Genomic DNA, 21457 nt, shown 5'->3' with positions numbered 1-21457 from the left:
CCCCTCGTCTGTTATGCGATCAGCTGCCCGCCAGGGTGTCGGGCGTCGCGGCGATCTCGCCGGCCGTTCCGACCCCGATCGCGACCTTCTCGCCGCGGGGGGCGGTCTCGAACGCGAACTGACCGTTCTCGACGGTGACCTTGACGTGGTCTCCCGCCTCGAGCTCGCCGTGCAGGATCTTCTCGCTGAGACGGTCCTCGACCTCGCGCTGCATGGCGCGACGGAGCGGTCGCGCACCGAGGGTCGGGTCGAAGCCGATCTCGATGAGCTTGTCCTTCGCGTCGTCCGACAGCTCCACCGTCATGTCGCGGTCGAGCAGACGGTCGGCCAGGCGCTTGACGAACAGGCCGACGATCTGGCGAAGCTCGGGCTTGCTCAGCTGCGGGAAGACGATGACGTCGTCGACACGGTTGAGGAACTCGGGCTTGAAGTGGCGCTTGAGCTCTTCGTCGACCTTGCCCTTCATCCGTTCGTACGACGTCTGGGCGTTGCCCTCGACCTGGAAGCCGACCGGGCCCCCGGCGATCGCCGACGAACCGAGGTTCGTCGTCATGATGATCACCGTGTTCTTGAAGTCGATGACGCGACCCTGACCATCGGTCAGGCGACCCTCTTCGAGGATCTGCAGCAGCGAGTTGAAGATGTCGGGGTGGGCCTTCTCGATCTCGTCGAAGAGTACGACCGAGAACGGCTTGCGGCGCACCTTCTCGGTGAGCTGGCCGCCCTCTTCGAATCCGACGAACCCGGGAGGGGCACCGAACAGACGCGAGACGGTGTGCTTCTCACCGAACTCGCTCATGTCGAGCGAGATCAACGCGCCCTCGTCGTCGAAGAGGAACTCGGCGAGCGCCTTGGCGAGCTCGGTCTTTCCGACACCCGTGGGGCCGGCGAAGATGAACGAGCCCGAGGGACGCTTGGGGTCCTTGAGGCCCGCGCGCTGACGACGGATCGTGCGCGACAGGGCTGCGATCGCCTCTTCCTGGCCGACGACGCGCTGGTGCAGCGCCTTCTCCATGAACATGAGGCGGCTGGACTCTTCTTCGGTGAGCTTGAACACCGGGATGCCGGTCGCCTGGGCGAGCACCTCGGCGATCAGGCCCTCGTCGACCACCGCGTGCGAGGCGACGTCGCCGGAGCGCCACTGCTTCTCGAGGCGAAGACGCTCGGCGAGGAGGGACTTCTCCTCGTCGCGCAGCGACGCGGCCTTCTCGAAGTCCTGCTCCTCGGAGGCCAGCTCCTTCTGCTCGCGGACCTTGGCGATCTTCTCGTCGAACTCGCGCAGCTCGGGCGGCGACGAGAGGATCGACAGACGCAGGCGGGCGCCGGCCTCGTCGATCAGGTCGATGGCCTTGTCGGGCAGGAAGCGGTCGCTGATGTAGCGGTCGGCGAGGTTGGCCGCCGCGACGATCGCGCCGTCGGTGATCTGCACCTTGTGGTGCGCCTCGTACCGGTCGCGCAGCCCCTTCAGGATGTTGATCGAGTGGGGCAGGCTCGGCTCGGCCACCTGGATCGGCTGGAAGCGGCGCTCGAGAGCGGCGTCCTTCTCGAAGTGCTTGCGGTACTCGTCGAGCGTGGTGGCACCGATGGTCTGGAGCTCACCGCGGGCGAGGAGGGGCTTGAGGATCGACGCGGCGTCGATCGCGCCTTCGGCGGCACCCGCACCCACGAGGGTGTGGATCTCGTCGATGAAGACGATGATGTCGCCGCGCGTGCGGATCTCTTTCGTGACCTTCTTCAGGCGCTCTTCGAAGTCGCCGCGGTAGCGGGACCCGGCGATGAGCGAACCGAGGTCGAGCGAGTAGACCTGCTTGTCCTTGAGCGTCTCGGGCACGTCGCCCTTGACGATGGCCTGCGCGAGGCCCTCGACGACCGCCGTCTTACCCACACCGGGCTCACCGATGAGGACGGGGTTGTTCTTCGAGCGACGCGACAGGATCTGCATCACGCGCTCGATCTCTTTCTCGCGCCCGATGACGGGGTCGAGCTTGTTGTCGCGCGCGGCCTGCGTGAGGTTGCGACCGAACTGATCGAGCACGGCCGAGCCGCCCTGCGTGCCGGTCGAGGTCTGCTCACCGGCACCCGAGGCGACGCCCGCGGGCTCCTTGCCCTGGTAGCCCGAGAGCAGCTGGATGACCTGCTGGCGCACCTTGTTCAGGTCGGCGCCGAGCTTGACGAGCACCTGGGCTGCGACACCCTCGCCCTCGCGGATGAGACCGAGCAGGATGTGCTCGGTCCCGATGTAGTTGTGGCCGAGCTGCAGCGCTTCGCGCAGAGACAGCTCGAGGACCTTCTTCGCACGCGGCGTGAAGGGGATGTGGCCGGTCGGCTGCTGCTGCCCCTGGCCGATGATGTCCTGCACCTGCTCACGGACGGCGTCGAGCGAAATGCCCAGCGACTCCAGCGCCTTGGCAGCCACGCCCTCACCCTCGTGGATGAGGCCCAGAAGGATGTGCTCGGTGCCGATGTAGTTGTGGTTCAGCATCTTCGCCTCTTCTTGGGCGAGCACCACTACACGACGAGCACGATCGGTGAATCGTTCGAACATCCTCAGTCCCTCCAAAAATGGGCTGACAGGCACGCCTCCGCGCGCCGTACATCGAGAGTAACCAGCGGCCGGATGCCGGGGACCCATGTTCGCCGTGGGCATACCGAGACGACGGCCGGTCTTGCGCAACACATCGATAGTCGTTACTTTATCGACAACCGATAACAACGATCATCGATAAGGAGTTGTCATGACCTCCCCCCGTCCGACCTCCCGTGTCCTCTCCCCCAGCGACACCGCCGGCTACGTCTTCTTCATCGTCGTCGGCGTCGCGATCGCCGTGTGGGCCGTCGTCCGCAGCGTCGCGAACATCGTCGCGGCCATCCCCAACCGCAACGTCCGCGTGCCGATGCCCTTCGTGGACACCGCCGCCCAGGCACCCATCGGCCCCGCCGGCGCCCCCGTGCCGATCGAACTGACCGGCGGCGTGGTCACCGCCCCTTCCCTCCCCGCCCCCTCCCTGTGGGCGCTCTTCCTCGCCGAGGGCCTGTTCGCCGTGGTGGTGGTCACGGTGGTGACGCTGCTGCTGCTCGTCACCACCGCGGTGCTGCGCGGGCGGATCTTCAGCCGGCGGCAGACGGTCCTCGTGTCGACCGCGGGCATCGTCGCCCTCGCCGGCGTGGCCGGTGTGCCGTTCTTCCACAACATGGTCGCCAACGGCGCCGTCGCCTGGCTCTCGGAGCGCACCTACGACCGCGGCACCGTGTCGCAGATCGATCTGCCGAGCTTCATCGGGGTCGCCTTCGTCGTGGCCCTCGTCGGCACGGTCTTCGCCGTGGGCGACCGCCTACAGCGCGACACCGAGGGGCTGGTCTGATGTCGAATCCCTCCTGGGTCTCCCCGCGCATGGAGCGCGGCATCGTCTGGCTCTTCGTCGCGGCGGGCGCCGTGATGGGCCTGACCCTGGCGCTTCCGGGCGTTCGTGCGGCGATCGGCATCGCGACGGGCGACGGCGGGTTCAGTCTTCTCACCGATGCCGAGGTCGAGCACTCCGCCGCCGCGGGCGGTGCGGGCATCGCGTCCGCGCGGTACGAGTCCGCCTGGGTCGTGGCCACGGGGCTCAGCACGGGTGCGCGCACCCTGTTGGTGCTGGGCGCCTCGTTCGGCGCCCTCACGGTGCTGATCACGGTGGGCGCCGTCGTGCTCTTCTTCCTGCTGCTGCTGTGGCGGCGGCCGTTCCACCGTGCACTCGTCCTGGCCACGCAGGTCGCCGGCTGCGCTCTGCTGGTGGGTGGGATCCTCTCGGCGGGCCTGTCCGGACTCGGGCGCATGATGGCCGCGGATGAACTCAACCCGGCGGCGGGGGAAGTCTTCGTGGTCGGCACGTCATTCGACCTGGTGTGGGCTCTCGTGGGGCTCGGCGTGCTGGCGCTGTCGCTCGTCTTCTCGCGCGGCATCCGCCTCCAGCGCGACACGGAGGGGCTGGTATGAGTCCCGCGGCGAGCGACGAGGGCCCCACCGGCATCCACTGCCGCCTCGACGAGCTCCTGGAGGCACGCGGCATGACGCTCACCCGTCTGAGCGAACTCGTCGGGGTCTCGGTCGTGAATCTCTCGGTCCTGAAGAACGACCGCGCTCGCGCCATTCGCTATTCGACGCTCTCGGCCATCTGCCGGGTGCTCGAGTGCGAGGTCGGCGACCTGCTGGTGGTGGAGCGGTGACCCCCGCCGTCAGCGGGTGCCGATGACCGCGATCGCGCCCGTCGTCTCGACGTTTCCCCCCGACAGCACGACGGACGCATCGCCCGAGGGGACGTTGCCGCCCACATCGGCGAGCGTGACGCGGGGAGCGATGTCCATCGTGCAGATCTGATCGCTCGGGGGCGTGGCGAACTGCACGGCGATGTCACTCGCCGACGTGGTGACCGACTCGACCGTGGGCGGGCATCCCGAGCTGCCGTAGGTGAGGATCGCGACGAGCGAGTCGTCGACCCATCCGGCGCTGGGGGCGAAGTCGGTCAGTCCCGCGGGGGCCGCCGACGGCAGCCCGTTGAGTGACACCTCGCCCTGCGCGACACCGTCGACCGAGACGGTCCACGCGCGGGTGACGTCGGTCCCCTCGGGCAGTCCCACCAGCGTCGCGCGCGGCGCCATGTCGCGCGTGCAGGAGTCGCGGCCCGACTCCTCGAGCGTCACGGACACCGTGCCGTCCGCCACCGACGGTTCACCGCTCACCACGGGCGGGCACGACGAGCTCCCCTGGGTGACCAGCGCGATCGAGCGGCCTCCCTCGAGCCACGCGGCACCGATCTCGCCGGCGGGCGCCGCGGCCGTGGCATCCGGGGTCGAGACCGAGGGATCGGCCGACGCGGCCGACGATGCGGCACCGGTCGCGCAGCCGGTGAGCGCTCCGGCGGCGAGAAGAGCGGCACCGATGACTCCGGCGAGGGACAGCGAGCGACGAGACATGGAACCTCCAACGGGGGGACGTTCCGGCTCATGATGGCCGAAGATCCTGGATGCCAGCGGCGAATGACGCGATCGCGTCACTGCAGAGCGGAGGTGAGGCGGGCGAGGTTGTCGAGGATCGTGGAGCGCAGGGGCTGGGTGCGCCACTCCTCGATCGTCAGTTGACGGCTCAGTTCGCGGTACCGCCCCTCGACCTCGCGCATGTCGTGCACGAAACCCTCGCCGCGCACCAGGAGCGACACCTCGAGGTTCAGACCGAACGAGCGCATGTCCATGTTGCTGGAGCCGATGACGGCCACCTCGTCGTCGATGGTCACGCTCTTGCTGTGCAGGATGTACGGCTTGCGGTACATCCAGATCGTGACGCCGGCGCGCAGCAGCGCCTCGTAGTAGCTGCGTTGCGCGTGATAGACCATCGCCTGGTCGCCCTCTTCGGAGACGAAGAGCTCGACGTGCACCCCGCGCTGGCAGGCCGTGGTGATGGCGAGCAGCAGAGCCTCGTCGGGCACGAAGTAGGGACTCACGATGATGATGCGTTCGCGGGCGGCGAAGAGCAGCCCCAGGAACAGCTTCAGGTTGTTCTGGAAGTCGAAGCCCGGGCCCGAGGGAACGATCTGGCAGTCGAGTTCGCCCGGACCCGAGGTGACGCTGAACAGGTCGATCTCGTCGCTCAGGGTCTCGTCGGTCTCGCTGTACCAGTCCGACAGGAACACCGCGTTGATGCTCGCCACGACCGGACCCTCGACGCGCACCATGAGGTCGACCCAGTGCAGGCCGCGGCGGATGTTCTTGCGCAGGTTGTACGAGGAGTCGGTGACGTTCTGCGACCCCATGTACGCCACGTCGCCGTCGATCACGAGCAGCTTGCGGTGGTTGCGCAGGTCGGGACGTTGGTAGCGGCCCCGCAGCGGCTGGACCGGCAGCATGAGGTGCCAGTGCGCCCCCATCGCGTCGAGCCGTCGCAGAGTCTGCTTGTAGAACGGCTTGCCCCGGTTCGCCCAGTGGTCGAGCAGCACGCGCACGACCACGCCGCGCGCAGCGGCCTCTTCGAGGGCGCGGAAGAAATTGTCGGTCGAGTCGTCGGACTGCAGGATGTAGAACTCGACGTGCACGTAGCGCCGGGCCTGGCGGATGGCGTCGGCCATGGCGTCGAGGCTGCTCTGGTAGTCGGCGATGAGCGTCGCGGCGTTGTCGCCCGCGAGAGGCATGGCACCCAGGTTGCGGTTCAACCGCACGAGCGCGCGGAACCAGTCGGGTGCGTTCGGCTGCAGCGTGCCGAACTCGAGCGAGGCGCTGGTGTCGTGGATGTATTCGTTGATCGCGGCCTGTTTGCGTCGGCGCTTGCGTGGCAACCGCGGATTGCCGATCAGCAGGAAGAGGAAGACGCCGACGAAAGGGATGAAGTAGATCGCGAGCAGCCAGGCCATGGCGGCCGTGGGGCGCCGATTGCGCGGCACGATGATGATCGCGGCGATGCGCACCACCAGGTCGACGACGAAGAGCGTGATGACGAGCCAGCTCGTTTCGAACGCGGCGTTGATCACGGGTCCTCCTGGACGGGTTGTGGACCCAGCGTAGCGACGGCGTCCGACATCGACCGCGCGTCCGTCAGTTCGCGGAACCCTCGCTGCTCGCGGCGACCGGCGGGAGTCCGCGCTTCGCGCGCTCCTGCGCCTCGATGCGGGCGTACACCTTGCGCTCCGTGCGATCCATGCGGATGACGTTGCGGAGGATGAAGAAGAACACCACCGACACGACCAGGGTCGGCAGGATCGCCCACAGCATCGCGACCCAGGTGGCATCCATGCCCCCAGAATACCCGGGCAGCCGGGATCAACGGTCGCCGCACCCGTCCTCCCCACCCCTGCACCCTGGGGAACTGTCCACCGTCGAGCCATTTCGGCCCGCGCGGACCGCTCCCTCCGCGGCACTCTCGACCCATGACCACCACCGTCGTCCGAGCCTCGTCCTCGTCGTCCTTCCTCGCGCTCGTCCCCCGCCTGCTGGAGTGCACGCCCCACCGCAGTCTCGTGCTGGTGCCCTTCGCCCACGGCCGGTCGCTCGGCGCTCTGCGCGTCGACCTGCCCCACGGGCGCGGGCAGGCAGAGCTCGACAGCATCGCCTCCACCGTCATCGGCACCGCCTGCAAGGTCGCCCGCACCGACGCCATCGCCCTCGCCGTCTACGCCGACGAGACGCTGAACGGGGGTGCCCCTCTCCCCCACCGCGACTTCGTCGACGCCGTCCTGGCCCGCGCCGACATCTGCGGGCTCAGGGTCGTCGACGCGCTCGTCGTGGGCGCGAACGCCTGGAACAGCTACCTCGACCCGTCGATACCGGCCGGGCGTCCCCTCGCCGAGATCGGATCCGCCCTGACCGACGCCCCCGACACGCTGGTCGCGCCCGACCAGTTCTCGGCGGCAGAACTCCCCGACCCCGACCCCGCACTGGCCCGCGCGGTCGCGCGCCTCCTCGACGACGTCGACCGGGTGCTGGCCCGGCCCCGCGACCGAGCGCGACTCAGCGCTGCACGCCAGGGGGCGGCCGACGACATCGTCACCACCCTGGCCGACCCTCCCGCGCTGCTCGAGGACGCCGCCCGAACCCGCCCCGACGAGGTCACCCCGGCGCTGCTGGCCGCGCTCGCGTTCTGCCTCGAGCGCCCCGCACTGCGCGACGTCGCCCTCATGCAGTGGGCGGGGGACATCACGGTCGGCGACGCCGTGTTCGATGCGCAGACGACCTTCGGCGACGGTGAACCCTTCCCGGTCGACCTGGCGCGGCCGATGTGGGGCGAAGGCCCCGCTCCCGACGCCGACAGGCTCCGCCACGCGCTGGAGCTCTGCCGACGGGTGGCGTCGGTGGTTCCGCGCGAGCGGCGTCCCGGTGCAGTGTCGGCCTGCGCCTGGCTGGCCTGGGCCACCGGTCGCTCGTCGCACGCGGGCACCTACGCGCAAGCCGCCGTCGAGATCGACAGTGCGCACGGCCTCAGCGCGATCGTGCTGACCATGCTCGACGCCGGACGCCTGCCGGAGTGGATCTTCGAGCGACCTACTTCACCAGCGGGAAAAGAATCGTCTCGCGGATCCCGAGGCCGGTGATGGCCATGAGCAGGCGGTCGATGCCCATGCCCATGCCACCGGTGGGGGGCATCCCGTGCTCGAGCGCGCGCAGGAACTCCTCGTCGATCGGCATGGCCTCGTCGTCGCCGCGCGCGGCGAGCTTCGCCTGCTCGACGAAACGCTGCCGCTGGATCACGGGGTCGACGAGCTCGGAGTACCCGGTCGCCAGCTCGAAGCCGCGAACGTACAGGTCCCACTTCTCCACGACGCCCGCGATCGAGCGGTGCTCGCGAACCAGGGGGCTCGTGTCGACGGGGAAGTCCATGACGAACGTCGGTCGCGTCAGCCCGCCCTTGACGAAGTGCTCCCAGAGTTCCTCGACCCACTTGCCGTGCGTCTCGTGCGGCGGGGCGTCGACGCCGGCCTCGGCGCCGAGAGCGCGCAGCTCGTCGAGCGAGGCCTGGGGGGTGATGGTCCGACCCGCGGCCTGCGACAGCGAGTCGTACATCGAGATGCGGTCCCACTCCCCGCCCAGGTCGTACTCGGTGCCGTCGGCCCACGTCACCGTGGTCGAACCGGCCACCGCGACAGCGGCATCCTGAATGAGGGTCTGCGTCAGATCGGCGATGCCGTTGTAGTCGGTGTAGGCCTGGTAGGCCTCGAGCATCGCGAACTCCGGGCTGTGCGTGGAATCGGCGCCCTCGTTGCGGAAGTTGCGGTTGATCTCGTACACGCAGTCGATGCCGCCCACGACGGCGCGCTTGAGGAACAGCTCGGGCGCGATGCGCAGGTAGAGCTCGGTGTCGAAGGCGTTGGAGGTCGTGATGAACGGACGCGCGCTCGCGCCGCCGTGCTGCACCTGCAGCATGGGCGTCTCGACCTCGACGAAATCGCGTTCGGTGAACGTGCGGCGCAGGCTCGCATTCACCTTCGCCCGGGCGAGCACGGTCTCGCGTGCCCGATCGCTGACGATCAGATCGAGGAACCGGCTGCGCACGCGGCTCTCTTCGTTCAGCTCGGAGTGCAGGTTGGGCAGCGGCAGCACGGCCTTCGCCGCGATGGTCCACTCCGACACCATGATCGACAGCTCTCCGCGTCGGCTCGAGATGACCTCACCCGAGACGAACACGTGGTCGCCCAGGTCGGTGAGCTCCTTCCACGCCTGCAGGGACTCCTCGCCGACGTTCGCGAGCGAGACCATCGCCTGGATCCGGCTGCCGTCTCCGGCCTGCAGCGAGGCGAAGCAGAGCTTGCCGGTGTTGCGGCTGAACACCACACGTCCGGCGACGCCCGCGACCTCGCCGGTCTCGGCACCCGCCTCGAGATCGCCGAACCGTGCGCGCAACGCCGAGATCGTGGTGGTGACCGGTACCGCGACGGGATACGGCCCACCGGCCGCGTCGGCGCGCTCGGCGAGCAGGCGCTCGCGCTTGGCGAGGCGGACCGCCTTCTGCTCGAAGACCTCGTCTTCGGTCGGTTCGGCGGTGTCGTTCGCGGGCGCGTCGGTCATCAGGGATGCTCCTCGGGGTCGCTTCCAGTCTATTCGCCGGGATCACCGGCGCCGTGGCGGTCGGTCTGTGCGCGGCGCGCAGCGCACGGCGCCCCACGCACGGCGCCCCACGCACGGCGCCCCGCGCCCGGTGTCCTGCGACAGACACCTCGGCGAGCGCCCGCCGCCCCGCACCGATGCGCGGCGGCGCGGCCCAGACGTCGCCCGGCGACGACAGCGCAACCGACCCCGCGCGGCCACCGCCTCCGCGTCAGCGCAGCGAGATCTCGGTGTTGTCGATGAAGCGGTGTCCCGCGACCGTCGCCGCGATGAGGGCGAGGGCGCGCCCCGTGTGGCCTTCGTCGACGGGCAGGAACGTGACCGGGTCGACCACGTTGAGGTACTCCAGGGTGATGCGCTGCTCACCCATCAGCGACGACTGGGCCGCGGCGATGCAGGAGTCCACGCCCAGATCGGCGTTCGAGGCGGCCGCTTCGAGGGCGCGCGGCAGAAGAGAGGCCGCGCGGCGCTCGGCGTCGTCGAGCAGCGCGACGCGGCTCGACACGGGCAGCCCGTCGGGGGTGCGCACCGTCGGCACGGTGGCCACGTCGATCGCTAAGTCCAGATCGCGGATCATGCGACGCACCAGGAACACCCGCTGCGCGTCGCGCTCGCCGTAGACGGCCACGTCGGGGGCGACCAGGTGGAAGAGTTTCGCCTCGACGGTCAGGACGCCGTCGAAGTAGAACGGACGCACGCGCCCCTCGTACCGCAGGCCGACATCGCCCGCCGAGACGCGGGTGGTGGCCGTCCCCCGCGGCAGGAACTCCTCGGCGGTCGGGGCGAACACGACGTCGACCCCGAGCTCGGCCAGGACGCGCGCGTCGGCGTCCGGAGAACGCGGGTAGCTCGCCGTCTCTTCCGCGGTGCGGAAGCGCAGGGGGTTCACGAACGTCGACACGACGACGACATCGGCGTTCGAGCGGGCCTCGTGGATCAGATCGACGTGACCGTCGTGCAGAGCGCCGAGGGTCGAGACGAGGGCGACGCGCGGGCCGCCCGCCGGTCGATCTGCGCCTCGGATTTCTCCGAGTCGGGTGCGCAGATCCTGAAGGGTGCGGATCATCCGTCGATCGTATCGTCGCCGTCGAGCCCTCGAAGTCCCGCGCCCTCGATCAGAGCCTGGTCGACGCTGGAGCGCACGAGCGCTGAGAGGTACCCCCCGGGGTTGTCCACGCCCACGCGCGTCAGCAGGTCCGACGACTGGCGCACGATCGAACGCGAGAACTCGGTCGCCGTCGCGATGGCCTCGGCGTAGACAGTCCGGTCCTCCTCGGCCACGACCACCGGCTCGCACCCGAGCTCGACGGCCAGCGCCTGGGCGATCGGCAGAACGGGGCCGGGCGCTGTGACCGCCGCGTAGGCCTGGGCGAGCTGGCGCAGATCGATCGACGAGGCCCCGGTGAAGACGATGGCCGGATGGATCGCGAGCGGGATCGCCCCGCGTTGGGCAGCGGGGTCGAGCACCCGGGCGCCGTACGCCGGGTCGGTGTGCAGCACGAGCTGGCCCGGTTGCCACGCGCCGACATCGGCGAGGCCCGCGACCAGGCCCGGCAACTGCTCGTGCGGAACGGCGATGACGACCAGCTCACTGCGGCGCACCACCTCGTCGGCGCTCAGCACGGGTAGCCCCGGCAGGATGGCCTCGACGCGGTCGTCGTCAGATCCCGAGGTGATCGCCGTCAGCGCGTGACCGGCACCGGCGAGCGCCGCGCCGATGACGGGGCCGACCCGGCCCGCCCCGATGATGCCGACGCCGAGACGACCGTCGCGCCCGCCGCTCATCCGGCCCACCGGTGGCTGCGGTCGCCCGCCGCCGCCGCCACGGTCGTCAGGGCGGTCTGCTCGAACAGGCGCACGGCGTCGTCGCGGTCGATCGCTCCGATCGCGGTCTGCGCGGTCCCGGCGATGACGTGTCCCGTCACGGTGGCCGTCCGAAGCGCTCGGGCGAGCGGACCCTGATGCAGACCGATCGACTGCAGTCGCGCCAACGGGATCACGGTCAGGGAGCGCCATACGAAGCCGCGGCGGAGCAGCAGCGCGTCGTCGGTCAGCCGCACTCCGTTGCGGCGCCACGACAGGGGCCGCAGCAGCCGCGCGCGAGCGGGGGTCGTCACGTAGGGGTCGTCGTCCACCGGACCCAGGATGCCGTCGCGGAACACGAGTGTCCATTCGGCGCTCGACAGGCTCGGAGCGAGGATGCGCAGCACACGCTCCACGTCGGCGCGGGTGCCGATCGGCAGTACCGCGGCGAACTGATCGCTGCTGGTGTCGCTCGACGCGCGCCCCGACAACCGGTTCAGCGACACGCTCCACCAGCCGAACGGGCGCCACAGCAGGGGCTGACGTACCTCGATCGCGTGCACGCGGCCCGGCGGAACGATCTCGGACACCGTGGTGAACAGGCCGAAGGTGACGCGCACGCCGTCGGACGTCGGGGCGATCGAGTACCGCAGCCCCCTCGCGATCGAGCGCACGTAGTACGCGCCGAAGGCGAGGAACATGGGTACGACGGTGAACAGCACCCAGAGCGTCGACACCGAGGCCGCCACCACAATGCCCACGACGAGGGCGATGAGTACCAGCGTCGACCCGCTCAGGACACGGGATGCCACGAGCCGCCCGATCGGGATCCGCACGATGCTCTCGGGCTCGGCATCCGAGAGGTCTTCCCCGTCGACGAGTCCCTGCAGGCCCGCTCCCACGGCCTGGGCGGCCTGGCGGGCGACCGACGACCGCCCGGCGGTGCGTGCCCCCGTCTCGGCGAGGCGTCGACCGGAAGCGAGACGCAGGATGTCACCGCGGATCGCCTCGGCGTCTTTGCCCGAGAGGTACTCGAGCTTCACGTTGGCGTCGAGGCCCGCACCCACGACCTCGAGCTTGGCGAGGCCGAGCAGACGCGCGACCATCGGCCGGGTGAGGTTGACGCCCTGCACCCGGTCGAGGGGCGCCCGTCGGTGCGTGCGGAACAGCACGCCCGAGCGCACCTCGACGTCGTCGTCGCCGATGCGCAGGGTGTGGAACCGCCACGACAGGCGGAAGATCCCCAGCAGGACCAGCACCACCACGAGGGCGATTCCGCCGGCGATCAGCAGGAGGTTGTTCGCGAACAGGAAGTCGACCGGGTCGGGCGGCAGCGCCCCCGGGGGCAGGTCGGTGAAGGCGGGGAAGAACCACTCGATCAGTCGCTCCCGCAGGTTGGCCACGAGCAGACCGACGATCACGACCAGCGACAGTCCACCGCGCAGCACGGGCGTCAGCGGGTGAAGTCGATGCCATTCGCCGTCGCTGTAGGGCGAGCGTACGACCGGTCGCCGCAGCGGCCCGGCGGGGGCCGCGGCGCCCTCCGAAACGCCCGCCGCGTCGGCGAAACCCTCGGCATCCGGTCCGGTCGCGTCATCGGCGAACTCCGGTTCGCCCGGGGACTCCGCGGAACCCGCGGAGCGGTCGTCGCTCACAGTCCCGTCCGGCGGGTCTCGGCGACGGCGATGAGCGTGTCGCGCAACTGCTCGGCCGCCTCCTGCGTGAGTCCGGGGATGGTCACACCGGTCGAGGCCGCGGCGGTGACGAGTTTGAGCTGCGCGATGCCGAAGCCGCGGTCGAGGGGCCCGTGGGTGATGTCGACGAGCTGCATGCGCCCGTAGGGCACGGCCACGACCCGCTGCCACAGGATGCCGCGGCGGAAGACCAGGTCGTCGCGGCGCAGCTGGTAGCCGACCGAACGCGCTTGTCGCGGCGTGATGATCAGGCCGATCGTCGTCACGATCAGGATCACCCCCGCGGGGATCCACTGCCACGGCACCTGCGTGAACACCTGGATGCCGATGGCGACGGCCGCGACGACGACGATCACCGCCGCTTGCGAGATGAGTTGCACGCGCACGTACGCTCGCGCCAGCTGGTGCCACGTGCCGTCGCCGAGCGGGAGTCGGCCCGCCGCGCGCGGCTCGAGGATGCGAGGGTAGGTGCGCTCGTCGAGCACGTCGGTCTCGGCCTCGGTCGCGGTGACCGGTGCCTCGTGCTGCTCGGGGAGCGCCGGCGCCGCGAGCGGGTGCTCAGGCTCCGACGGGACCGGCGGGGGTGTCTCCGGGGGTATCGTCATCGTCGTCCTCCCGGATGGTGCAGAGCTGCTCGGCCACGAGCCCCGCCACGACGAGGACGACTCCGCACACGATCGTCGCGATGATCGATCCCATCGAGCCTATCGACGGCGTCACCGGACGGCTCAGCAGGAACGCCAGAAGTCCGATGCCGAACCCGGTGGCCGCCGCCCCCACGAGCGACGACGCCTTGGCCAGCATGGCGATGCGCAGCGCGCGGAACGGGTCGATCCGGCGGGCGCCGCGGCGGCGCGTCGCCCGATACACCGGCACGGCCAGGACGACGATGACGACGCCGAGCAGGGCCAGGATGGTGGGCAGGCTCGCCGCGGGCGAGAACGTGGCGCGCCCCGTCGCGGTGAGCAGCGTGTCGGTCACGAACCCGACGACGGCCCCGATGACCGCGGCGATGACGAGGATGCCCGCCCCCGTGCGCTTCACGCGCTGCCCCGCAGCCCCGACAGCAGAGCGTCGATCCGGCCGCGGCCGGGGATCTCGGCATCCGGATCCACCTCCAGCCACGGCGCCAGCACGAACTCGCGCTCGTGGGCGCGGGGGTGCGGCACGGTGAGGTCGTCGCGGTCGATCGTCTCGTCGCCGTACGCGATGAGGTCGAGATCGAGCGTGCGATCGCCCCACCGCTCGCGGCGCACCCGTCCGTGCCGCTCCTCGATGCGGTGCAGCGCGGCCAGCAGCTCGGTCGGGGCGAGACGCGTCTGCACGAGGGCGACGGCGTTCAGGTACCGGGGGGCGTCGGCGTCTTCTCCGGTGAGCGTGACCGCCACCGTCTCGAGCGGCGCCGAGACGCGCACCTCGCCCGTCAGCGGCAGGGTGCGCAGCTCGTCGACGGCGGCGGCGAGCGTGTCGGCGCGCGCGCCCAGGTTGGCGCCGAGGGCGACGACGGCCGTGACCGGGGTCGCGCGCGGGGCGGCGTCGAGGCCGTGGGCGAGTCGGACGTTCACGCGCGGCTCCGCCGCACGGTCACGGCGACGTCGCCGAAGGGCACGGGGATCGGCGCCTGCGGCTTGTGCACCGTGATGCGCACGGATGCCACCCGCTCGTCGGCCAGCACCTCGTCGGCGATGCGCTGGGCGAGGGTCTCGAGCAGGTCGACCGGCTCGCCCTCGACGAGGGCGACGATGCGCTCGGCGAGCTCGCCGTAGTGCACCGTGTCGGTGACGTCATCGGTCTCGGCCGCGCGACGCAGCGACATCGACAGTGCCGCATCGACGACGAACTCCTGACCGTCGCGCTTCTCGTCGGCGTAGACGCCGTGGTACCCGAAGGCGCGCACCCCCGTCAGTGTGATCTCGTCGGCGGCATCCATCAGGACTCCCCTGCATCGGTGAACGCGCGCGCGACGGCGAGCGCGTCGCGTGTGGTCGGCACATCGTGCACGCGCACGGCCCAGGCGCCGTCGCGGGCCGCGAGCGCGCTGGTGACGGCCGTGGCGAGGTCACGGCGGCCGAGGTCGACGTCGTCGCCGAGCACCTCGGCGAGGAACCGTTTGCGGCTGGTCCCGACGAGCACGCGGTGTCCGAGGCCGGCGATCTCGGGCAGAGCCCGCAGCGTCTGCCAGTTCTGCGCCCCGCGCTTGCCGAAGCCGATCCCCGGATCGACCACGATGCGCGTGGGCGCGATGCCCGCGGCCAGGGCCGCCTCGACGCGCGCGGCCAGCTCGGCGGCCACCTCGCGTCCGACGTCGGCGTAGTCGGCGCGGGCGTACATCTCGGTCGACGGACCGCGCCAGTGCCCCAGGGCCACCTCGGCGTCGGTCTCGGCGACCGCCGCCAGCATGTCGGGATCGGCGAGTCCCCCCGACACGTCGTTGACGAGCCGAGCGCCCGCGCGCACGGCGGCGACCGCCGTGACGGCGTTCATCGTGTCGATGCTCACGAACGCGCCCTCGGATGCCAGGGCCTCCACCACCGGGAGCACGCGCTGCTGCTCGACGCGCGGCGCGACCCGCTGGGCACCGGGCCGCGTGGACTCCCCGCCCACGTCGAGCAGGTCGGCGCCCTGGTCGCGCAGGAACCGCGCGTGCGCGATGGCCGCGTCGGGGTCGAGGTAGCGGCCGCCGTCGCTGAACGAGTCGGGCGTCACGTTGACGATGCCCATGATGAGCGTCACGCTCGCGCTCCGATGAGCGCGACCAGCTCCGCGCGGGCCGTCGGCTCGGTGTAGGCGCCGCGGGCGGCGATGGTCACCGTCGAGGCCTCGGTCTGGCGTCCCCCGCGCATGGTCACGCACTCGTGCGTCGCGTCGAGCACGACGAGCACTCCGCGCGCGTCTAGTGCGTGGGCGATCGCGTCGGCGACCTGCTCGCCCAGGCGCTCCTGCACCTGCGGTCGCGCCGCGAGGATGTCGATGACCCGCGGCAGTGCGCCCAGGCCCACGACCTCTTCACCGGGCAGGTAGGCGACGTGCGCGCGCCCGCGGAAGGGCAGTAGGTGGTGTTCGCACATCGAGCGGAACGAGATGTCGCGCAGCATGACGGCGCCCGAGGGAAGGGTATCGGGCGCCGGTCCGCGCGACACCGAGATCGTGTGCTGCAGGGGGACGCCGGCATCCTGATCCACGCCCGCGAAGAACTCCGCCCACGACTCCGCGACCCGCGCGGGCGTCTGACGCAGGCCGGGGCGATCGGGGTCTTCCCCGATCGCCTCCAGCAACTCGCGTACTAATGCGGCGACGCGCTCCCGATCGACGGCCACGGCGCCTCAGGCGGTGGCCGGTCGCGTCTGCCCGCTCGGACGGGGCTGGGTCGCAGCCTGCGTCTGGGACTGCGCCTCGGTGGAGGCCGCGATACCGGCGGGCTGCGCGCGACGCGGCACGTCGACCGGCGGCTGGGTCGAGACCGGACGGTCGCCCGACGACAGCCACTGCGGGCGCGGCGTCAGTCGCTTGACGTCGGTGAAGATCTCGGCGAGCTCGATGTGGTCGAGCGTCTCTTTCTCGAGCAGAGCGAGGGCGAGGCGGTCGAGCACGGCACGGTTGTCGTTGATCACCTGGTAGGCCTCGTTGTGCGCCTGCTCGATGAGGGCCCGTACCTGGGCGTCGATGCGTTCGGCGATGCGCTCCGAGAAGTCGCGGCCGTGCCCCATGTCGCGGCCCATGAACACTTCGCCCGACGACGAGCCGAGCTTGACCGGGCCCACCTCGTTCGTCATGCCGTACTCGGTGACCATCTTGCGGGCGATGCTCGTCGCCTTCTCGATGTCGTTCGAGGCGCCGGTGGTGGGGTCGTGGAAGACGATCTCTTCGGCGACGCGGCCGCCCATGGCGTACGTCAGCTGGTCCTGCAGCTCGTTACGGGTGATGGAGTACTTGTCGTCGAGGGGCAGCACCATCGTGTAACCGAGCGCCTTGCCGCGGGGAAGGATCGTCACCTTCGTGACCGGGTCGGTGTGGTTCATCGCCGCCGCCGCGAGGGCGTGTCCGCCCTCGTGGTAAGCCGTGATGAGCCGTTCCTTGTCCCGCATGACGCGGGTGCGGCGCTGGGGACCGGCGATGACGCGGTCGATGGCCTCGTCGAGCGCGCGGTTGTCGATGAGCTGCGCGTTGGAGCGGGCGGTGAGCAGCGCGGCCTCGTTGAGCACGTTCGCCAGGTCGGCGCCGGTGAAGCCCGGCGTCTTGCGGGCGACGACCTCGAGGTCGACCGAGTCCGACAGCGGCTTGCCGCGGCCGTGCACCTCGAGAATGCGCTGGCGACCCTTGAGGTCGGGGGCGTCGACGCCGATCTGGCGGTCGAAACGGCCCGGACGCAGAAGAGCGGGGTCGAGGATGTCGGGGCGGTTGGTCGCCGCGATCACGATGACGTTGACCTTGGGGTCGAAGCCGTCCATCTCGACGAGCATCTGGTTCAGCGTCTGCTCGCGCTCGTCGTGACCGCCGCCCATGCCGGCGCCGCGGTGGCGACCGACGGCGTCGATCTCGTCGATGAAGATGATGGCGGGCGAGCTCTCTTTCGCCTGGTTGAAGAGGTCGCGCACGCGGCTCGCGCCGACGCCGACGAACATCTCGACGAAGTCCGAGCCCGAGATCGCGTAGAACGGCACACCGGCTTCGCCGGCGACGGCGCGGGCGAGCAGGGTCTTGCCGGTTCCGGGAGGGCCGTACAGCAGCACGCCCTTCGGGATGCGGGCGCCGACCTCTTCGAACTTTTTCGGATCCTTCAGGAACTCTTTGATCTCTTCGAGCTCTTCGATGGCCTCGTCGGATCCGGCGACGTCTTGGAACGTGACCGTGGGCGTCTCTTTGGTCACGAGCTTGGCGCGCGACTTGCCGAACTGCATGACCTTGCTCCCCCCGCCCTGGGCGCTCGAGAGCAGCCACCAGAACAGCAGGCCGAGGAGGATGAGCGGGAGCATGAGACCCAGCAGGCCGTCGAACCAGCTGGCCTTGGGCACGACGTCGTTGAAGCCGTCGGAGGGGGCGGCGGAATCGATCGCGCTGGCGACCTCGCTCGCGCGGGCCTGCCCGTAGTAGAACTGCACGTCATCGGCGCCCTCGAAGGGCTGCGACAGCGTGAGATCGACGCGCTGATCGGGGTCGTTGGTCACCACCTGGGTGACCGTCCCGCCCTTGAGCAGCTGCAGACCCTCCTGGGTGGAGACCTGACGCGCACCGCTGAGGTTGGAGATGAGCGAGAAGCCGATGACCAGAAGCAGACCGACCAGCAGAACGTAGATGATCGGATTACGCGTGATCTTCTTGAAATTCATGGTGGGCGAGCCCAGCCCTTTCGTGATCCTCCGCAGAATGCGGTCGAATTAGGCTAACGCCCGCGAACTATGCCGGGCCTGTGCGTTCGTCATGGGCGTACACGCCCGCTCTCGACGCGGTCAGGAGTAGACGTGGGGCGCGAGCACCGCGACGTCGCGGAGGTTGCGGTAGCGCTCGGCGTAGTCGAGGCCGTACCCGATGACGAAGTCGTTGGGGATGTCGAAGCCCACGTACCGGCAGTCGACCTGCACCTTCATGGCGTCGGGCTTGCGCAGCAGCGCCAGCACCTCGACCGACTCGGCTCCGCGCGAGGCGAAGTTCTCGAGCAGCCAGCTCAGGGTGAGACCGGAGTCGATGATGTCTTCGACGATCAGCACGTGCTTGCCGGTGATGTCGGTGTCGAGGTCTTTGCGGATCTGCACGACGCCGCTCGAGCGCGTACTCGCGCCGTACGACGAGACGGCCATCCAGTCCATCGAGACGTGGATCGGCAGGTGCCGGGCGAAGTCGGCCATGACCATGACCGCACCCTTGAGCACTCCCACCAGCACCACGTCGCGGCCCTCGTAGTCGCGGGCGACCTGCGTCGCCAACTCGGCGAGCTTGCCGTGGATCTGCTCCTCGGTGAGGAGGACTTCGCTGATGTCGTCGGAGATGTCGGCCGCGCGCATTCCGAAAGTCTACGTCGGGGAATCAGGATGCCGCCCGCGCGACGATCTCGATGCGGGCACCCACGCGTCGGGCGAGGCACGCGGGCAGATCGATGGGCCCCTGCCCGCGCCAGTCGGTCGCCAGTCGGGCCACTTCGAGCGTCTGGGCCCGAGACAGCGACACCCCGAACTCGCTCTCGACGACGTAGCGCACGATGCGGTTGCGCAGCGCCGCGGGGTTCGCGGCGAGGGCGGCGACCGAGACCGAGATCCCGGCCTCGGCGTGCTCGACGATGTCTTCGATCGTCTCGTCGATCATGTCCTGGAAGGCCGCGGCGTCTTCGCGCAGCTGCTCCGCGGTGCGGGCCAGGGCCTCGGCGATCCCCGGGCCGAGCTCCGCTTCGAGAACGGGCAGCACGCGCTCCCGCACGCGCACGCGGGCGTACGCCGGGTCGACGTTGTGCGGGTCCGCCCACGGCTCGAGGCCCTCGGCGGCGCACGCGGCGACGGTCGTACCCCGACGCACGCCCAGCAGAGGCCGAACCCACAGCGGGCCCGTGGAGTCGCGTCGCTCCGCCGGCATGCCGGCGAGGCTCAGGCTCCCCGAGCCCCGCGCGAGCCCCAGCAGCACCGTCTCGGCCTGGTCGTCGAGCGTGTGACCGAGCAGGACGGTGTCGGCGCCGACCTGCTCGGCCGCGCGGGCGAGGGCCGCGTAGCGTGCCGCGCGGGCCGCGGCCTCGGGCCCCTCGCCCTCCGTTGCGACCTCGACGGCGACGACGCGCGCGCCGATGCCCAGCCCGCGCGCGACCTCGACGGCGCGAGCCGCCACGGCATCCGATCCCGCTTGCAGGGTGTGGTCGATGACGACCGCCTCGACCCGGATGCCGCGGCGCCCGGCCTCGAACGCGGTCGCCGCCGCGAGAGCCAGCGAGTCCGCGCCACCCGAGAGGGCGACGACGACGGCGCCGTCAGTCGTGTCGAGCACCGCACGCACGGCGCGGCGCACTTCGGCGACGGACGGGTCGAGCCCGGGGCGGTGGTCCATGCCTCCACGGTAGCGGCGGGCTCGGCCGTCGCGCGGTGTCGCGCGCACCCGCGGGCCCGTGCGCGCGGCGGCGTCACCGGTCGCGAGAGCGCGCGTTACGCCGGAGTCGTGCACGCCCGTGCGGCGAGGTGCGTGCCGGATAGGCTGGGCGCTGAAATCCACAGATCTAAGGAGCACGAGTATGGGCGCGTACGACGCCGTCATCGAGATCCCCCGCGGCAGCCGCGTGAAGTACGAGGTCGACCACGGCACCGGCCGTGTGTACCTCGACCGCATCCTCTACACGGTGTTCGGCTACCCGGCCAACTACGGCTTCTTCGAGAACACCCTGGGCGAAGACGGCGACCCGCTCGACGTGCTGCTGCTGCTCGACCGCGACCTGCACCCCGGCATCCTCGCCAAGGTCCGTCCGGTGGGCGTGCTGAAGATGAGCGACGAGGCCGGTGGCGACGACAAGGTCGTGGCCGTGCTCGCGAAGGACCCGCGTTGGGACCACATCCAGGACGTCGGCGACATCGACGACTGGACCAAGAAGGAGATCACGCACTTCTTCGAGCACTACAAGGACCTCGAGCCGAACAAGTGGGTCAAGGTCGACGACTGGGCGGATGCCGCCGAGGCCGAGCGCCTGGTGGGCGAGGCGTTCACGCGCTTCGAGGAGCACGACGCCCAGACCAAGACGCAGGGCTCGGGCGAAGCGCCCAACACCCTCTGATCTCGGTCTGACGTAGAGAACCCCCGGTCATCGACCGGGGGTTTTCTCGTTCACCGGATGAGGTGGACCGGATCAGGTGTAGATGCCGCGATCGCGCAGCCAGCCCGCCGGATCGGTCGTGCCGCCCCACGGCGGGTAGACCTCGAAGTGCAGGTGGCAGCCGAACGAGTTGCCCGTCTGGCCGGTGGCGGCGATCTGCTGCCCCGCGCCCACGCTCTGTCCGTACGAGACGTAGATGCCGCCGTCGACGATGTGGGCGTAGCCGGTCGACGAGCCGTCGCCGTGCTGGATGCGGATGTAGTTGCCGTAGCCGCCGTTGTAGCCCGCGTACGTGACGCGCCCGTCGGCAGCCGCGTAGATCGGCGAGTAGCATCCCGCGCCGAAGTCGAGGCCCAGGTGCCACGAGCTGGCGCAGTAGCTGCCGTTGCATTGGCTGGAGCGAGGGCCGTAGCCCGATGTGGTGCCCGCCGACGAGGGACGCGCCCACCCGGAGCCGCCGACATCGCCGCCGCCGCCGCCACCTCCGCCGCCTCCGCCTCCGCTACTGCCGCCGCCACCGCCGCTGTTGTTGTTGTTGTTCTGGCGGTCGCGCTCTTCCTGCTCGCGGCGCTCGCGCTCGGCGCGGTCGCGCGCCTCGGCCTCTTCGCGGGCACGGCGC

At 70.4% G+C, this 21457-nt stretch carries 23 protein-coding genes; 5 read left to right on the top strand and 18 right to left on the bottom strand.

All coding sequences use genetic code 11. From position 1 onward, the window contains the following. Positions 1-19: 19 nt before the first annotated feature. Complete coding sequence (locus tag IFR11_RS15625) at positions 20-2545, bottom strand: ATP-dependent Clp protease ATP-binding subunit (RefSeq protein WP_055833379.1); 2526 nt, start codon at positions 2543-2545, stop codon at positions 20-22. 190 nt (positions 2546-2735) lie between these two features. Here IFR11_RS15625 and IFR11_RS15620 point away from each other — a divergent pair, with 190 nt between their 5' ends. The 3 genes from IFR11_RS15620 to IFR11_RS15610 are packed head-to-tail and all read left to right on the top strand — an operon-like array spanning position 2736 to position 4206. After that, positions 2736-3362 (top strand): hypothetical protein, encoded by a 627-nt coding sequence (locus IFR11_RS15620; RefSeq protein WP_191916784.1) that lies wholly within the window; start codon positions 2736-2738, stop codon positions 3360-3362. Beyond that, positions 3362-3976 (top strand): hypothetical protein, encoded by a 615-nt coding sequence (locus IFR11_RS15615; RefSeq protein ID WP_156458687.1) that lies wholly within the window; start codon positions 3362-3364, stop codon positions 3974-3976. The genes IFR11_RS15620 and IFR11_RS15615 overlap by 1 nt, the downstream gene beginning before the upstream one ends. Beyond that, positions 3973-4206: a helix-turn-helix domain-containing protein gene (locus IFR11_RS15610; protein ID WP_070408658.1), complete on the top strand. Its 234-nt coding sequence runs from the start codon at positions 3973-3975 to the stop codon at positions 4204-4206. The genes IFR11_RS15615 and IFR11_RS15610 overlap by 4 nt, the downstream gene beginning before the upstream one ends. A 9-nt stretch (positions 4207-4215) precedes the next feature. Here IFR11_RS15610 and IFR11_RS15605 read toward each other — a convergent pair whose 3' ends face one another. The 3 genes from IFR11_RS15605 to IFR11_RS15595 all read right to left on the bottom strand — a co-directional run bounded on the left by IFR11_RS15605 (position 4216) and on the right by IFR11_RS15595 (position 6759). Further along, positions 4216-4953: a hypothetical protein gene (locus IFR11_RS15605; RefSeq protein WP_191916783.1), complete on the bottom strand. Its 738-nt coding sequence runs from the start codon at positions 4951-4953 to the stop codon at positions 4216-4218. Between the two features lie 77 nt (positions 4954-5030). Continuing rightward, the gene (cls, locus tag IFR11_RS15600; RefSeq protein ID WP_191916782.1) at positions 5031-6497 is read right to left on the bottom strand and encodes a cardiolipin synthase; all 1467 of its coding nucleotides are present in this window, start codon (positions 6495-6497) and stop codon (positions 5031-5033) included. Positions 6498-6561: 64 nt separating this feature from the next. Next, positions 6562-6759 carry a hypothetical protein gene (locus tag IFR11_RS15595; protein WP_055833357.1) on the bottom strand — a complete coding sequence of 66 codons (198 nt, stop codon included), beginning with the start codon at positions 6757-6759 and terminating at the stop codon, positions 6562-6564. A 134-nt stretch (positions 6760-6893) separates the two neighbouring features. Between IFR11_RS15595 and IFR11_RS15590 the strand changes: the two genes are divergently transcribed. Further along, positions 6894-8054: a DUF4192 family protein gene (locus IFR11_RS15590; protein WP_191916781.1), complete on the top strand. Its 1161-nt coding sequence runs from the start codon at positions 6894-6896 to the stop codon at positions 8052-8054. Here IFR11_RS15590 and lysS read toward each other — a convergent pair. The 13 genes from lysS to tilS form a co-directional block, all read right to left on the bottom strand. Next, the gene (gene lysS, locus IFR11_RS15585; protein WP_191916780.1) at positions 8005-9525 is read right to left on the bottom strand and encodes a lysine--tRNA ligase; all 1521 of its coding nucleotides are present in this window, start codon (positions 9523-9525) and stop codon (positions 8005-8007) included. The genes IFR11_RS15590 and lysS overlap by 50 nt on opposite strands. A 250-nt stretch (positions 9526-9775) precedes the next feature. Next, positions 9776-10630, bottom strand: a complete 855-nt coding sequence (gene panC / locus IFR11_RS15580) for a pantoate--beta-alanine ligase (protein ID WP_191916779.1) — start codon at positions 10628-10630, stop codon at positions 9776-9778. Then, the gene (locus IFR11_RS15575) at positions 10627-11349 is read right to left on the bottom strand and encodes a DUF2520 domain-containing protein (RefSeq protein ID WP_191916778.1); all 723 of its coding nucleotides are present in this window, start codon (positions 11347-11349) and stop codon (positions 10627-10629) included. Before IFR11_RS15575 ends, panC begins: the two co-directional genes overlap by 4 nt. Further along, on the bottom strand, positions 11346-13022 hold the full coding sequence (locus tag IFR11_RS15570) for a PH domain-containing protein (protein WP_342030315.1): 1677 nt from the start codon (positions 13020-13022) through the stop codon (positions 11346-11348). Before IFR11_RS15570 ends, IFR11_RS15575 begins: the two co-directional genes overlap by 4 nt. Further along, a complete protein-coding gene (locus tag IFR11_RS15565) occupies positions 13019-13666 on the bottom strand; it encodes a PH domain-containing protein (protein WP_082509247.1) in 648 nt (215 codons plus the stop codon). Before IFR11_RS15565 ends, IFR11_RS15570 begins: the two co-directional genes overlap by 4 nt. Next, a complete protein-coding gene (locus IFR11_RS15560; RefSeq protein ID WP_191916777.1) occupies positions 13620-14105 on the bottom strand; it encodes a DUF3180 family protein in 486 nt (161 codons plus the stop codon). The genes IFR11_RS15565 and IFR11_RS15560 overlap by 47 nt, the downstream gene beginning before the upstream one ends. Continuing rightward, positions 14102-14626: a 2-amino-4-hydroxy-6-hydroxymethyldihydropteridine diphosphokinase gene (gene folK, locus IFR11_RS15555; RefSeq protein WP_191916776.1), complete on the bottom strand. Its 525-nt coding sequence runs from the start codon at positions 14624-14626 to the stop codon at positions 14102-14104. Before folK ends, IFR11_RS15560 begins: the two co-directional genes overlap by 4 nt. After that, positions 14623-14991: a dihydroneopterin aldolase gene (folB, locus tag IFR11_RS15550; RefSeq protein WP_191916775.1), complete on the bottom strand. Its 369-nt coding sequence runs from the start codon at positions 14989-14991 to the stop codon at positions 14623-14625. Before folB ends, folK begins: the two co-directional genes overlap by 4 nt. Further along, positions 14991-15794: a dihydropteroate synthase gene (gene folP, locus IFR11_RS15545; protein WP_191916774.1), complete on the bottom strand. Its 804-nt coding sequence runs from the start codon at positions 15792-15794 to the stop codon at positions 14991-14993. Before folP ends, folB begins: the two co-directional genes overlap by 1 nt. Next, positions 15791-16378, bottom strand: coding sequence for a GTP cyclohydrolase I FolE (folE, locus tag IFR11_RS15540; RefSeq protein ID WP_191916773.1), 588 nt, complete (start codon positions 16376-16378; stop codon positions 15791-15793). Before folE ends, folP begins: the two co-directional genes overlap by 4 nt. Before the next feature lie 6 nt (positions 16379-16384). Continuing rightward, positions 16385-18388 carry an ATP-dependent zinc metalloprotease FtsH gene (gene ftsH / locus IFR11_RS15535; protein ID WP_191916772.1) on the bottom strand — a complete coding sequence of 668 codons (2004 nt, stop codon included), beginning with the start codon at positions 18386-18388 and terminating at the stop codon, positions 16385-16387. Positions 18389-18508: 120 nt separating this feature from the next. Further along, the gene (gene hpt, locus IFR11_RS15530; protein ID WP_055833327.1) at positions 18509-19060 is read right to left on the bottom strand and encodes a hypoxanthine phosphoribosyltransferase; all 552 of its coding nucleotides are present in this window, start codon (positions 19058-19060) and stop codon (positions 18509-18511) included. 22 nt (positions 19061-19082) lie between these two features. Continuing rightward, positions 19083-20084 (bottom strand): tRNA lysidine(34) synthetase TilS, encoded by a 1002-nt coding sequence (gene tilS / locus IFR11_RS15525; RefSeq protein WP_191916771.1) that lies wholly within the window; start codon positions 20082-20084, stop codon positions 19083-19085. Between the two features lie 181 nt (positions 20085-20265). Here tilS and IFR11_RS15520 point away from each other — a divergent pair, with 181 nt between their 5' ends. Further along, positions 20266-20799 carry an inorganic diphosphatase gene (locus tag IFR11_RS15520; protein WP_055833321.1) on the top strand — a complete coding sequence of 178 codons (534 nt, stop codon included), beginning with the start codon at positions 20266-20268 and terminating at the stop codon, positions 20797-20799. A gap of 72 nt (positions 20800-20871) precedes the next feature. On the opposite strand, the gene IFR11_RS15515 is transcribed toward IFR11_RS15520, so the two are convergent. Continuing rightward, positions 20872-21457 (bottom strand): M23 family metallopeptidase (locus IFR11_RS15515; protein ID WP_191916770.1); only part of this gene is annotated, 586 nt, incomplete at its 5' end.

It is taken from the genome of Microbacterium sp. CFBP 8801 (assembly GCF_014839455.1).
Lineage (GTDB): Bacteria > Actinomycetota > Actinomycetes > Actinomycetales > Microbacteriaceae > Microbacterium.
This window is presented reverse-complemented; position numbering and strand designations above follow the sequence as displayed.

Bases quoted from the DNA above. Each gene is read 5' to 3' on its own strand.
- IFR11_RS15565 (WP_082509247.1), bottom strand. From the start codon at position 13,666: ATGACGATACCCCCGGAGACACCCCCGCCGGTCCCGTCGGAGCCTGAG.
- IFR11_RS15610 (WP_070408658.1), top strand. From the start codon at position 3,973: ATGAGTCCCGCGGCGAGCGACGAGGGCCCCACCGGCATCCACTGCCGC.
- IFR11_RS15625 (WP_055833379.1), bottom strand. From the start codon at position 2,545: ATGTTCGAACGATTCACCGATCGTGCTCGTCGTGTAGTGGTGCTCGCC.
- IFR11_RS15605 (WP_191916783.1), bottom strand. From the start codon at position 4,953: ATGTCTCGTCGCTCGCTGTCCCTCGCCGGAGTCATCGGTGCCGCTCTT.
- folB (WP_191916775.1), bottom strand. From the start codon at position 14,991: ATGGATGCCGCCGACGAGATCACACTGACGGGGGTGCGCGCCTTCGGG.
- IFR11_RS15615 (WP_156458687.1), top strand. From the start codon at position 3,362: ATGTCGAATCCCTCCTGGGTCTCCCCGCGCATGGAGCGCGGCATCGTC.
- tilS (WP_191916771.1), bottom strand. From the start codon at position 20,084: ATGGACCACCGCCCCGGGCTCGACCCGTCCGTCGCCGAAGTGCGCCGC.
- IFR11_RS15620 (WP_191916784.1), top strand. From the start codon at position 2,736: ATGACCTCCCCCCGTCCGACCTCCCGTGTCCTCTCCCCCAGCGACACC.
- IFR11_RS15595 (WP_055833357.1), bottom strand. From the start codon at position 6,759: ATGGATGCCACCTGGGTCGCGATGCTGTGGGCGATCCTGCCGACCCTG.
- IFR11_RS15590 (WP_191916781.1), top strand. From the start codon at position 6,894: ATGACCACCACCGTCGTCCGAGCCTCGTCCTCGTCGTCCTTCCTCGCG.
- IFR11_RS15575 (WP_191916778.1), bottom strand. From the start codon at position 11,349: ATGAGCGGCGGGCGCGACGGTCGTCTCGGCGTCGGCATCATCGGGGCG.
- hpt (WP_055833327.1), bottom strand. From the start codon at position 19,060: ATGCGCGCGGCCGACATCTCCGACGACATCAGCGAAGTCCTCCTCACC.
- panC (WP_191916779.1), bottom strand. From the start codon at position 10,630: ATGATCCGCACCCTTCAGGATCTGCGCACCCGACTCGGAGAAATCCGA.
- ftsH (WP_191916772.1), bottom strand. From the start codon at position 18,388: ATGAATTTCAAGAAGATCACGCGTAATCCGATCATCTACGTTCTGCTG.
- lysS (WP_191916780.1), bottom strand. From the start codon at position 9,525: ATGACCGACGCGCCCGCGAACGACACCGCCGAACCGACCGAAGACGAG.
- IFR11_RS15520 (WP_055833321.1), top strand. From the start codon at position 20,266: ATGGGCGCGTACGACGCCGTCATCGAGATCCCCCGCGGCAGCCGCGTG.